The 12,722-nt window shown below is 39.1% G+C and carries 9 protein-coding genes and 1 tRNA gene; 5 read left to right on the top strand and 5 right to left on the bottom strand.

The genetic code is table 11. The features are described 5' to 3' along the window. Positions 1-3 precede the first annotated feature (3 nt). From DXA54_RS19395 to DXA54_RS19410, 4 genes are all read right to left on the bottom strand, one after another. On the bottom strand, positions 4-1,596 hold the full coding sequence (locus tag DXA54_RS19395; RefSeq protein ID WP_115484855.1) for a thiamine pyrophosphate-dependent enzyme: 1,593 nt from the start codon (positions 1,594-1,596) through the stop codon (positions 4-6). Positions 1,597-1,679: 83 nt separating this feature from the next. Then, on the bottom strand, positions 1,680-2,717 hold the full coding sequence (gene mltG / locus DXA54_RS19400) for an endolytic transglycosylase MltG (protein WP_004307239.1): 1,038 nt from the start codon (positions 2,715-2,717) through the stop codon (positions 1,680-1,682). A 458-nt stretch (positions 2,718-3,175) separates the two neighbouring features. Beyond that, positions 3,176-4,054, bottom strand: coding sequence for a DNA/RNA non-specific endonuclease (locus DXA54_RS19405; protein WP_118418589.1), 879 nt, complete (start codon positions 4,052-4,054; stop codon positions 3,176-3,178). A 27-nt stretch (positions 4,055-4,081) separates the two neighbouring features. After that, positions 4,082-4,663 carry an epoxyqueuosine reductase QueH gene (locus DXA54_RS19410; RefSeq protein ID WP_004307237.1) on the bottom strand — a complete coding sequence of 194 codons (582 nt, stop codon included), beginning with the start codon at positions 4,661-4,663 and terminating at the stop codon, positions 4,082-4,084. A gap of 104 nt (positions 4,664-4,767) precedes the next feature. On the opposite strand from DXA54_RS19410, the gene DXA54_RS19415 reads away from it, so the two are divergent. Both DXA54_RS19415 and DXA54_RS19420 read left to right on the top strand, forming a co-directional pair. After that, positions 4,768-6,807 carry a DUF3352 domain-containing protein gene (locus tag DXA54_RS19415; protein ID WP_120080439.1) on the top strand — a complete coding sequence of 680 codons (2,040 nt, stop codon included), beginning with the start codon at positions 4,768-4,770 and terminating at the stop codon, positions 6,805-6,807. 108 nt (positions 6,808-6,915) lie between these two features. Next, positions 6,916-6,988: transfer RNA gene (locus DXA54_RS19420), tRNA-Thr, on the top strand. A gap of 221 nt (positions 6,989-7,209) precedes the next feature. Here DXA54_RS19420 and DXA54_RS19425 read toward each other — a convergent pair. Next, entirely contained in the window at positions 7,210-8,418 is a 1,209-nt protein-coding gene (locus DXA54_RS19425) for an ROK family transcriptional regulator (RefSeq protein ID WP_004307234.1), read from the bottom strand. Between the two features lie 334 nt (positions 8,419-8,752). On the opposite strand from DXA54_RS19425, the gene DXA54_RS19430 reads away from it, so the two are divergent. From DXA54_RS19430 to DXA54_RS19440, 3 genes are all read left to right on the top strand, one after another. Then, positions 8,753-10,627 carry an FAD-dependent oxidoreductase gene (locus tag DXA54_RS19430; RefSeq protein WP_120080441.1) on the top strand — a complete coding sequence of 625 codons (1,875 nt, stop codon included), beginning with the start codon at positions 8,753-8,755 and terminating at the stop codon, positions 10,625-10,627. Between the two features lie 44 nt (positions 10,628-10,671). Beyond that, positions 10,672-11,769, top strand: a complete 1,098-nt coding sequence (locus DXA54_RS19435) for a DUF4434 domain-containing protein (RefSeq protein WP_120080443.1) — start codon at positions 10,672-10,674, stop codon at positions 11,767-11,769. Between the two features lie 5 nt (positions 11,770-11,774). Beyond that, positions 11,775-12,722: MFS transporter (locus DXA54_RS19440; RefSeq protein ID WP_120080445.1), on the top strand; the 948-nt coding region annotated here is incomplete at its 3' end.

Here is a 12,722-nt window from a genome sequence, read left to right on the forward strand (position 1 = left end):
GGCTTACTTACTTCTTTTTTTGCGTGCTAATGTCTGGATACACTCTCTGCGTGGAATAATGACAGATACACCACGATATTCGATCTCTTCGCGAATGATTTGCTTCATCTCCTCATAGTTTTTCTTCAACGGAGTAACGACGCGGATATGAGCCGGATCTACTCCGATACCTGCACAGATCGCTTCGATGCGTCCGGTTCCGGCAGAGTCCTGTCCACCTGTCATGGCGGTAGTTTCATTGTCGGAGATGACGATGGTTATACTGGCATTCTCGTTCACACAATCTAATAGGCCGGTCATTCCGGAATGGGTGAATGTGGAGTCTCCGATTACAGCTACAGCCGGGAAAAGACCTCCGTCAGCCGCACCTTTCGCCATCGTGATGGAGGCGCCCATGTCTACGCATGAGTTGATTGCATTGAAAGGAGCATTCGCGCCTAGCGTGTAACAGCCGATGTCGCTGAATACTTTATGAGATGGGTATTCTTCTTTCAGAACTTCGGTCAATGTGATATACATATCGCGGTGTCCGCAACCTTCGCAAAGTGCGGGCGGGCGCATTTCTACGACAGAAGGAATACCGAATTCTGATTTATTTTCTTTACCTACGGCGCGGGCTACAGAGTCAGGATTTAGTTCTCCATCCTGTGACAGGGTACCGTCCAAGCGTCCTTTTACTTTAACGCCGATGCCCAGATAACCTTTCAATTGTTTTTCTACAAATGGTTGTCCGTCTTCCAGAACGAGGATTTCGTCACAGGATTCAATCAATTGATGTAATTGCTTTTTAGGCAATGGATACTGGCCGATTTTAAGTACCGGATATTCGCAACCTTCAGGATAGTTTTCCATCAGATAGTTGTAGCCGATGCCACAAGCGATAATTCCTAACTTTTTGTTAGGACCGTCTGTGTATTTATTATAAGGTGATTCTTCTGAAGCTTTGATAAATTCGTCTTGGCGGGCAAGCAATACTTTGTAGCGTTTGCGGGCATTTCCCGGCAACAAGATGAACTGACGCGGATCTTCGCTGAAAGAGATGCTGTTCTGCGGCTTTTGCTCTTTGCGTTCTACTCCTGAACGGGAGTGTGCCAGGCGGGTTACCATACGCATCAAGATCGGTTCGCCTAGCTTTTCAGAGAATTCGAAGCCACTGTATACCATATCATACGCTTCCTGCTGATTGCTTGGTTCGTACATCGGTATCAGTGAGAAATCTCCGTAGAAACGGCTGTCCTGTTCGTTCTGCGAGGAGTGCATACTGGGATCGTCTGCAGCTATCACAATCAATCCGCCTTTCACGCCTGTGATGGCAGAGTTGACGAAACAGTCGGCAGCTACATTCATACCTACGTGCTTCATACAAACTAATGCCCGTTTACCTACGAAAGACATACCCAACGCAGCTTCCATCGCTGTTTTTTCATTGGCACACCAACGGTTGTGTATATTCTGTTCGGTCGTTATAGGGGCCATTTGAATATATTCCGTAATTTCAGTTGAAGGAGTACCCGGGTAGGCATAAACGCCTGAAAGTCCGGCATCCAGTGCAGCTTGTGCAATGGCTTCATCGCCAAGTAAGAGTTGCTTGCTCATATCTATTTCTTTTATTTAGTGTTGATCACAGTTTGTTAATCTATCGGGCAAAGATAGGCTTTTCCGTTCGTTTTATCACAAATTTACTTGAAAATCTTTCTTTCATTCAGGGCTTTCCAGTATTTTCTTGCATTTGCCATGTGGTCGGCGTAATTGGAGGCAAAGTTGTGAGTACCGGAAAAATCTTCTTTGGCACACATGTAGATATAGTTATGTTTGGTATAGTTTAGTACGCTATCTATTCCCTTTTTAGAGGGAATACGGATGGGCCCCGGAGGTAATCCGGTATTTATATAGGTATTGTAGGGAGAATTGACTTTTAAATGCTCGTTAGTAATTCGGCGCAGACCAAAATCCTGCAGGGCAAATTTGATGGTGGGATCTGCTTGTAAGGGCATATCTTGATGTAACCGGTTGATATACAATCCGGCTACTATTGGCTTTTCTTCGTTGTTGTTGGTTTCTTCTTCAACGATGGAAGCAAGTGTGCTGACTTCTTCCGGTGTCATGCCGATGGCGGTAGCTTGTGCCAAGCGATCTTTATTCCAGAAGCGTTTGTGCTCGTCCTTCATTCGTTTGAAGAATTCGTCTACGCTCATGTCCCAATATACCTGATAGGTTTCCGGTATGAAAAGGCTGGGGAGTGTTATGTTGGTATATCCCATTTGCGCTTGGAAAGTAGAGTCGAACAGTTGGCTCGCAATTTCGGCAGAGTCTATCATGAGTTGCTTGCCGATGCTTCGCGCCAATCGGTCTAATGTCCGGACGCTTCCGATAGTAAGGTTCATAGGTTCCTGATAACCTCTGGAAAAACGGCTATATACATGATAGACGTTGTCATTGGGGCGAATGGCATAACGACCGGTATGGATATTCTGATTGAAATCCTTGTATTTTGCCATCCACTGGAATCCGGTGAACTTATTGACATGCCCGAATTCTTTTATTTTATGGTAGATAGAATCGGCAGTATCATCCCGGTCTACATAAATATATACGGTTTTAGATGGGTGAAATTGGGGGGCAAACAGATAATAATAAAAGGTGCCTCCGGCAACTGTACAAAGGAGGAATGCTCCGATTAGAATTGATAGTAGAATATTTCTCTTTTTTTTCTTCATCTTTTGAGGTGTATTTAAAAAGTTCGTCAAAGATAAAAAGAATTTGGATAGGAGTGTTCTCTTTTTAGGATGAATCATAAGAAGACTATATCAAAAGTATGTTTTCTTTCGATGCGGTAATGAATCCATTCTTTCACGTTGCGTTTGCCTTGCTTGATTTGTTCAGTTGCTTATTGTGCTGCTTGGCATTCATTGTAATTATCTTTTTGTTTCCAGCGTAGTTCCATTATTCCAATATATTGTGGGACTATTTTCTCGCAATATATGGGAATGTTTTCTCATAAAATAAGAGAATACTTTCCCACAATATGTGGGAATAAGACAATCTCTTGACGTTACAATGTGAAACCTTGAGAGTAATACAACAACTCCCTTTTATTGAAGTGCAAGTCTGTTTGTAACTAGAATGCCATTGGCACAGGGAAATGAATTCATTTCAGAGAAACGAGTTTTGCTACTTAATTAGGCCACAGGGAGTAATTAATATCTGCTTCTATTTTGTTTTCTATCTCATCAGGCAGAGGTGCGAAGAAATCCATGTTAGTCAGGCTCTCGATGCTATCTATTGTTACCGTATAGGATGATAGAGGTTCTACTGCTTGCTCATTATTGAATAAGAAACCGATAGCTCGCATCGGCTTGACAAAAGGAGAAAGGACTACTTTAAAAAACTTTTGAGGTACTACAACTTTATTCTTTCCGATTGTTTTGGGATGTTTTTCAATAATAGGGCCACATATAATAATGATGGCGCTGTCTGCTATAGCCCAATCCCGGATCTTTTCTTCCAGGTTTTTCCATCCTCTTCTGTTTAGTTGTGGATGTTGCGGACACATATTGCTGAAATAAAATGATTCTTTCATGGCTTCAGGACTCCATTTCATATCTGCTGCGGGAGCCATGTGTCCTTTGTCGTATCCTGAACGGGTATAGTCGGCATTTGTGGCAATCGGACCTGTCACTAGTGGATCGGCAATAAAGCGATTACCTCTTTTTTCTTTTCCTTTGGTTTCTTCCCTGGTTAATTCGTAAGAAACCCAGTTGGGAATTTTTAAATCTTTGTTATATGATACCGTATATCCGCTATGGCGGATGATTTGTTCTTGCCGGGGAACTAGTGATACAGGTGTCTCCAGATCTTTGCCAAGTGGAATTTGAAGGGAGACATCGGTTTGCGGTTCATTATTATTCTGGGTATTAATCTGTTGGCAATATAAATAGACGCCAAAAAGAATAGGAATGAGCACAATGATGGCGATGATACATCCTAATCTGTTATTGGAATGTGATTTCTTTTTGAATAGCTTTCTGTTTTTACCTTTTTTACTTCGATTCATTGGTTAGCTAGTAATGGCGGGTTTGTTTTATTCTTCTTTTCTCATGCTGAATTCACAACCGCAATATTGTTGGTTGTAGAAGTTATACTCTTTAATGATGGCGATGCGCCGTTCGCTAAGTCCGCCTTTCCGCCAATTCTGTTCCCAGTATGTGACATCTGGGTATGAAGCGGTGGCATATTGTCCGGCTTCATTAATCTGCTCCAGACTTTTCCAACGACTGGAAGCAAGCGTTGTGGTTATTATGGAAAGGCCATGTTCATGTGCATAACGGGCGGTCTCCAATAAGCGTAGTTTAAAGCAACGTAGGCAGCGTCCTCCTCTTTCGGGTTCCTGCTCCATTCCTGCTATATGGCATCGCCAGTTTTCATGATCGTAATCAGCATCTATTATCTCCAATCCCAATGATTGGGCATAGCGTGTACATTCGTCTTTTCTTATCATATACTCTTCCAGCGGATAGATATTAGGATTGCAATAATAGATAACAGGGGTGATGTGATGTTGCATCATACATTCAATAATGGCTGATGAACAAGGAGCACAACAGGTATGAAGTAAGACTTTATCGGCTCCTCCCGGAACTTCGAGTTGGAATTTCTTTTTCATGCTGTAAAGTTAGTACATATTTACGATACGAGTCAATGGTTTATGTTTTATTCAGAATAGTTTTTTTAGTATCTTTGTCCACTCAAGTTTATAACAGATCAATAATGAATGAATTAAATTGCGGGCAGGAAGAGCAATATGCAGGCCCGGAGAAGAAAAAGAGTACCTCGAAAATTGTAAAGAGAACTTTAGTTGTGGCTGCATTAGCTTTGGCGGTATATGTTGTATATTCCGTAGTTTATTTATTTGTTTCACCTGATCGTAATATTCAGCAAATCTATCTGGTTCCCGAAGATGCTGCGTTTATCATTCAATCATCGGCCCCGATTGAAGATTGGGAAAAGTTTAGTGGAAGTGAAACATGGCAATGTCTGAAGAAAGCGAAATCTTTCGAGGAAGTAACGGAGAGTGTAGAGAAGCTCGATTCGGTAGTCAAAAGCAATAAAGTGTTGTTGTCGCTTGTTGGTGAGCGGGATATGCTTATTTCGCTTCACAAGACTCGTGCCACAAAGTGGGATTTTCTGCTGATTCTGGATATGCAGAAAACATCGAAAATGGATTTATTGAAAGATCAGGTGGAAACCGTATTAGTCATGAGTGGCTTTACTGTCACCAACCGGATACATAACGGCATTAATATCCTTGAAATGCGTGATTCCGAAACAAGGGATATTTTCTATATTGCTTTTGTGGATAATCATTTGGTAGGATCTTATACGTCCGGGCTTGTCGAATCGGCTATTGATTCGCGTAATAAACCCAAAATCGGACTCGACCAGTCTTTTATTGAAACGGAGAAGTTGGTTTCCGGCAAGGGGCTTGTCAGAGTCTTTATTAATTATGCGCGCGTACCTCAATTCATGTCTATTTATCTGGGGGCAAGAAACGAATACATTGATCTGTTTAGCAATTCTATGAATTTTGCCGGACTTTACCTAAATACGGATAAGGAGCGGATGGAAGTGAAAGGGTATACGTTGAGAAAAGATTCTGCCGATCCTTATGTCACTGCTTTGTTGAATTCGGGAAAACATAAAATGAAAGCGCATGAGATTCTGTCCGGGCGGACGGCTCTTTATACCAATATAGGTTTCAACAACCCGGTAACTTTTGTAAAAGAGCTGGAGAATGCAATGTCGGTTCATAATAAACACTTGTATGATTCTTATCAAAGTTCCCGGAAAAAGATTGAAGGGCTATTCGGGATATCTTTGGAAGAAAACTTTTTGAGTTGGATGTCGGGGGAATTTGCTATTACGCAATCCGAACCGGGGTTGTTGGGACATGACCCAGAACTAATTCTGGCTATCAGAGCTAAAAGTATAAAAGATGCCCGTAAGAACATGGAATTAATAGAAAAGAAGATTAAGCGGCGCAGTCCGGTTAAGATAAAGACGGTCAATTATAAAGATTTCGAGATTAATTACGTCGAAATGAAAGGCTTTTTCCGCCTGTTCTTTGGAAAACTATTTGATAAATTTGAAAAGCCATATTATACTTATGTCGATGATTATGTAGTTTTTAGTAATAAGGCTGCGTCTTTGCTCTCTTTTGTGGAAGATTACGAGCAGAAGAATTTATTGAAAAATAATCCGGGATTTGAAAATGCGCTTTCCTATTTAAAGTCGAGTTCTACCATTTTCTTATATACGGATGTGCACAAGTTTTATTCCCAACTGAAACCTATGATGAATCCTGCCACATGGAATGAAATACAATCCAATAAAGATATTCTGTATTCGTTTCCTTACTGGACTATGCAGGTTATAGGAGATGGACGGTCAGCTTCTTTGCAATATGTGATGGATTACAGTCCATATCAACCGGAGGAGGTTGTTGCCATTGCTGCCGATGAAGATGATGAGGAAATGAACGAAGATGCTGAAACTGAAAAAGAACAGATGAGCGAATTGAAGCGTTTCTATGTCGAAAAGTTTGAAGGAAACGTTTTGAGGGAGTTTTATCCGGAGGGAGCGTTGAAGAGTGAAGCGGAAGTAAAGGAAGGAAAACGTCACGGTCGTTACCGTGAATATTATGAGGATGGGACATTGAAGCTTCGTGGAAAGTATGCAAATAATAAACCGAAGGGTACATGGAAGTACTATACCGAGGACGGAAAATTTGAACGCAAAGAAAAGTTCTAGATTGCGTCAACAAAAGTTGATTTAAAAATTATGCTCAAAAAATAATCGGATTCTTTTTGTTTTCTCAAATAAAGCTGTAATTTTGCACGCCGTAAACGAGAGACAAACGCCGCTATAGCTCAGTTGGTAGAGCAACGCATTCGTAACGCGTAGGTCGCCAGTTCAAGTCTGGCTAGCGGCTCTCAAATTAGAACGCTGATTATTAATTAATAATCAGCGTTCTAATTTTTACAGGATTCCCTATTCTTATTTTAAAAGGGAAATCCTGCGTATGTAATAGATGTGAAATATAAAAATGTAATCTATGTTGAGTCGTATTATTGTTTTAGTGGTTGCCGGAGTAGCCGTAGTCTATATCGTTCGCTTTATAGATAACTTTTTCTCCCAGCGTAGAAGATAAAACTAGCTTTCAAACATTCTGCTGCGTGCGAGCATACAAGCGCCAACGATGCCAGCTTTGTCTTTCAGCTTAGATGTGATGATGGCTGAATCTTTATTAACCAGATTTAGAGAGTACTTGCGTACGGCTGTTTTTATGGGCTGGGTGATATAATCACCGGTTAAAGATAAAGTTCCACCTATAATGACCAGTTCTGGGTTGAAGATGTTGATTAGCCCGGCAATCTGTTTGCCTAGTTTCTGCCCGATTTCTTCTACAATTTCAATGCAAAGCAGGTCTTCTTTATTCACAGCGGCAATGATCTCATCAAGAGTGATCGGGTTTTCCTCTGTGGCGATTCGTGTAGATAGAATGGAACTTTCCCCACTTTGAATACGCTCTAATAAGATACGATGAAGTGCCGATCCGGAAGCTTCCGTCTCCAAGCAACCTTTTTTTCCGCAATGGCAGATTATCTCATTATCATAAGCACTCATGTGTCCAAATTCACCGGAGAATCCGGATTTCCCGGTATAAATCTTACCATCAATAATAATTCCGATACCTACTCCCCAGCTTACATTTACAAAAATGATATCCTTTTCTCCTTTTACGCAGCCTTGCATATATTCGCCATAAGTCATGGCACGCGTGTCATTATCAATGGTTACTTTATATCCCAATTTTTCGGATAATACATCCGCCAACGGCCTTTCCTCAAAATTGAATTGGCTGAAGCTATACCCTGATTCAGGATTTACACGCCCCGACACATTTACATTAATATTTAAGATCTTCTCTTTATTAATAGTGAGTTTCTTTATAAAATTGAGAATATGCTTGCATAACTCATTCATCCCTTCGATTGAGTTCTCAAACTTATAAGGTATATTCATTTTCAATTCTACCATATCGCCTTTGAAATTTATCAGTCCGATATTGACGGCGAATCTTTTGATGTCTACACCCAAAAAGTAACCGGATTCCGGATTAAGCCCATAGAGGTTGGGATGGCGTCCGCCACTAGTTTCCAATTTGCCATAATCATTAATATATCCGTCATCACACATTTCACCGATAAATTTGGTGACAGTCGGTACACTTAAATCCAGCTCTTTTGAAAGATCGGGAATTGTAGAACTTCCATTATATATATAATGTGTAATAATCCTCTTTTTGACAAGAGCACTTTTAGAGCCTTTTTCTATTTCTTTCAAGAATTGTTGGTTCATAACTATGTATATTTGGTAATTCACACAAAGATAATTAATTTTTTTATTAATACGTGGTTTTGAGGCCTTGAAAATTAGAATATCTTGAATGTTATATTCCCTATATACTATGTAATGGATTTATATATAGGATAATGTAGCTATGGACGATTGTGGATATAATAAATGAAATAAGACGATTTGTGAGGTAATTCCCCCTTCTATTAATTAATAATGCGAGGAATAACGATTTTATTAATAAAATATTTTATTATCTATTGTTTATTTAATAAATATAGCTATATTTGTGCCGTGATATTATTAATAAAACTCTATATCCTTAAATGAATTTAGTATGAGAAACTATTTTTTAGGTCTGTGTTTATTATTTGCTTTGTGTTTTACGGCATGCTCTCATTCAGATGATTCTGTTGATGTGCTAATTATTGGTGGAGGCGCTAGTGGAGTGACTGCTGGTATTCAGTCTGCTCGAATGGGGGCTGCAACATTGATAGTAGAAGAAACAGAATGGCTGGGTGGAATGCTTACATCTGCAGGTGTAAGTGCTGTTGACGGAAACTATGATTTACCGGCAGGCTTGTTTGGTGAGTTTCGCGGACATTTGGCAGATTATTATGGAGGGCTTGATTCTCTAAAAACCGGTTGGGTGAGTGCAGTGTTGTTTGAACCTTCAGTCGGAAATAAAATTTTCCATGAAATGGTTGACGCGGAGAAAAATTTAAAAGTATGGCATAATGCTACTTTGGTAAAGCTGGAAAGAGAGAATGATGCTTGGATTGCTCAAATTCAGATGAAAGATAATACAATTAAAAAAATACATGCTAAAATATTGATTGATGGTACTGAATTGGGGGATATAGCAAAAATGTGCGGGGTGAAATATGATGTCGGTATGGAAAGCCGTCATGATACTAAAGAAGATATTGCTCCGGAAGAGAAAAATAATATAGTTCAGGATATTACATACGTAGCAATCTTGAAAGATTATGGTAAAGATGTGACTATTCCTTGTCCTGAAGGATATAATAAAGATGAATTTGCTTGTGCTTGTGCCAGTCACGTTTGTATCACGCCTAAAGAACCGGATCGTGTATGGTCTAAAGACATGATGATAACTTATGGAAAGCTTCCTAATAATAAATACATGATTAATTGGCCGATAGAAGGCAATGATTATTATGTAAACTTGATTGAAATGACCCGTGAGGAACGTGAAGAAGCCTTGAAATATGCAAAACATTATACGATGTGTTTCGTTTATTTTCTGCAACATGAATTAGGTTTTAATACATTGGGCTTAGCTGATGATGAATATCCTACAGCCGACAAATTACCATTTATTCCTTACCATAGAGAGTCTAGGAGAATCCATGGACTAGTACGTTTTGATTTAAATCATGCTTGTGAACCGTTTAGGCAGTCTCAACCTCTTTATCGTACTTGTATTGCCGTGGGGAATTATCCTGTGGACCATCATCATACGCGTTATCATGGATATGAAGAGTTGCCTAATCTTTATTTTCATCCGATACCGTCATACGGTTTACCTTTAGGAACTTTGATTCCGAAAGATGTTGAAGGATTGATTGTTGCTGAAAAATCAATATCTGTTTCTAATATAATTAATGGTACCACTCGTTTGCAGCCGATGGTTATGCAGATCGGGCAGGCAGCGGGAGCATTAGCAGCTCTTGCGGTGAAAGAAGGTAAAAATATAAGAGAAGTATCTGTTCGGGAAGTACAAAATGCGATTTTGGATGGAAAAGGATATTTATTGCCTTATTTAGATGTTGAGTTAGATCACCCAATGTTTAAGTCACTACAACGTATCGGCTCTACAGGTATATTAAAAGGTATAGGTAAAAGTGTTGACTGGTCAAATCAAATGTGGTTCAGAGCGGATACATTATTATTGGCAAATGAGTTGAAAGGATTGGGTGATGTTTATCCTTTTGTCAATAAGCAAGTATTCGAAGGTAATAATACCATATCAATTCAGAAAGCTACAGAACTAGTAGGAGAGATTGCAGAAAAAGAAGGTATTGAGATGAAAGAGGGTAGGGTAGAAGAGATCTGGGATAAATTTGATTTGAAAGATTTTGATATGAATCGAAATATTTTGAGAAGTGAAATGGCAATTTTGATTGATCAGATATTAGATCCTTTCAATAATAAAAAAGTAGATATTATAGGACAATATATTCAATAGGTAATAATAATATAAGTGTTAACTGCTGTTTTAATTAAACTAATATGAAAACATTAGATCGAAGAGATTTTCTAAAAAAAGCCACATTGGCTAGCGCATCGGCTTTGACTGTACCAACTTTGTTTGAATCTTGTACTTCAAAAGCTAGTGCCAGTACAGTAGTGGCAACTGATGGTTTGGAAAGTAAACTCATTGTTCCTAAAAACAATGGCTTAAAAATTACCGGAACTTTTTTGGATGAAATATCACATGATATTCCACATCAGAACTGGGGTGAGAAAGAATGGGACTTGGATTTTCAGCACATGAAAAATATAGGAATTGATACGGTAATAATGATCCGTTCTGGTTATCGTAAATTTATCACTTTTCCTTCTCCTTATTTATTGAAGAAAGGTTGTTATATGCCTTCCGTTGACTTGGTGGATATGTTTTTACGTTTAGCTGAAAAGTATGGAATGAAATTCTATTTTGGACTATACGATTCGGGTAAATACTGGGACACAGGAGATATGACCTGGGAAGTGGAAGATAACAAATATGTAATTGATGAAGTTTGGGAAAATTATGGTTCCAAGTATAAAAGTTTTGGAGGATGGTATATCAGTGGTGAAATAAGCCGGGCAACGAAAGGAGCGATTGGTGCTTTCCATGCATTAGGAAAACAATGTAAGGATATATCTAATGGATTACCGACTTTTATATCGCCTTGGATTGATGGAAAAAAAGCAATCATGGGAACGACAAAAATGACTAAAGAAGATGCCGTTTCTGTACAACAACACGAAAAAGAATGGGATGAAATTTTTGATGGAATTCATGATGTGGTAGATGCATGTGCATTTCAAGATGGGCATATTGATTATGATGAATTGGATGCTTTCTTTTCTGTCAATAAAAAATTAGCAGATAAGTATGGTATGCAATGTTGGACAAATGCCGAATCTTTTGACCGTGATATGCCTATTCGTTTTCTACCCATTAAGTTTGATAAACTTCGGATGAAGTTGGAAGCAGCCAAACGTGCCGGATATGATAAGGCTATTACTTTTGAATTTTCTCATTTTATGAGTCCGCAATCAGCCTATCTGCAAGCTGGTCATTTATATGACAGATATAAAGAATATTTTGAAATAAAATAAATGTTATGAAGTCTACAATCAATTTTGGTTATCTTATATTCCTTTCTGTTGTGGCAGCATTAGGAGGCTTCTTGTTCGGATATGATACCGCAGTTATATCAGGAACAATTGCCCAAGTGACTCAACTTTTTCAATTAGATGCACTACAACAGGGGTGGTATGTAGGATGTGCTTTGGTAGGCTCTATCGTAGGTGTTCTTTTTGCTGGAATCTTAAGCGATAAGTTAGGAAGGAAACTTACGATGGTTATTTCAGCTGTGTTGTTTTCCACATCAGCTCTAGGATGTGCTCTATCAGCTGATTTTGCCCAGTTGGTAGTTTATCGGATTATAGGTGGAGTAGGAATAGGGGTTGTGTCCATTGTTTCTCCTCTTTATATATCAGAACTAGCTGTAGCGCAGTATAGAGGACGCTTGGTATCATTGTATCAGTTAGCTGTAACGGTTGGTTTTCTGGGAGCTTATTTAGTTAACTATCAATTATTGGCATGGGCGGAGAGTGGTACGCAATTAAGTGTGGATTGGTTGAATAAAATATTTATAACTGAAGTATGGAGAGGTATGTTGGGTATGGAAACATTGCCGGCAATCTTATTCTTCATTATCATATTTTTTATTCCGGAAAGTCCCCGCTGGTTAATCGTACGTGGAAAGGAATTGAAAGCTGTAAATATATTAGAGAAAATATATAATTCAATTACAGAAGCGAAAAGTCAATTAAATGAAACGAAATCTGTGCTGACCTCTGAAACAAAATCGGAATGGTCTTTATTGATGAAGCCTGGAATTTTCAAAGCTGTTATTATCGGTGTGTGTATTGCTATTTTAGGACAGTTTATGGGTGTGAACGCAGTACTTTATTATGGCCCTTCTATCTTTGAAAACGCAGGACTTTCAGGAGGAGATTCTCTTTTTTACCAAGTTCTGGTAGGACTAGTCAATACTTTGACCACC

This window comes from Bacteroides sp. OF03-11BH, from assembly GCF_003604005.1.
In the GTDB taxonomy this organism is placed as follows: Bacteria; Bacteroidota; Bacteroidia; order Bacteroidales; family Bacteroidaceae; genus Bacteroides; species Bacteroides ovatus.

What these genes read in the sequence shown, in the direction of transcription:
- mltG (WP_004307239.1), bottom strand. Translation starts at nt 2,717, where the DNA reads ATGAAGAAAAAAAAGAGAAATATTCTACTATCAATTCTAATCGGAGCA.
- DXA54_RS19435 (WP_120080443.1), top strand. Translation starts at nt 10,672, where the DNA reads ATGAAAACATTAGATCGAAGAGATTTTCTAAAAAAAGCCACATTGGCT.
- DXA54_RS19430 (WP_120080441.1), top strand. Translation starts at nt 8,753, where the DNA reads ATGAGAAACTATTTTTTAGGTCTGTGTTTATTATTTGCTTTGTGTTTT.
- DXA54_RS19410 (WP_004307237.1), bottom strand. Translation starts at nt 4,663, where the DNA reads ATGAAAAAGAAATTCCAACTCGAAGTTCCGGGAGGAGCCGATAAAGTC.
- DXA54_RS19395 (WP_115484855.1), bottom strand. Translation starts at nt 1,596, where the DNA reads ATGAGCAAGCAACTCTTACTTGGCGATGAAGCCATTGCACAAGCTGCA.
- DXA54_RS19405 (WP_118418589.1), bottom strand. Translation starts at nt 4,054, where the DNA reads ATGAATCGAAGTAAAAAAGGTAAAAACAGAAAGCTATTCAAAAAGAAA.
- DXA54_RS19425 (WP_004307234.1), bottom strand. Translation starts at nt 8,418, where the DNA reads ATGAACCAACAATTCTTGAAAGAAATAGAAAAAGGCTCTAAAAGTGCT.
- DXA54_RS19415 (WP_120080439.1), top strand. Translation starts at nt 4,768, where the DNA reads ATGAATGAATTAAATTGCGGGCAGGAAGAGCAATATGCAGGCCCGGAG.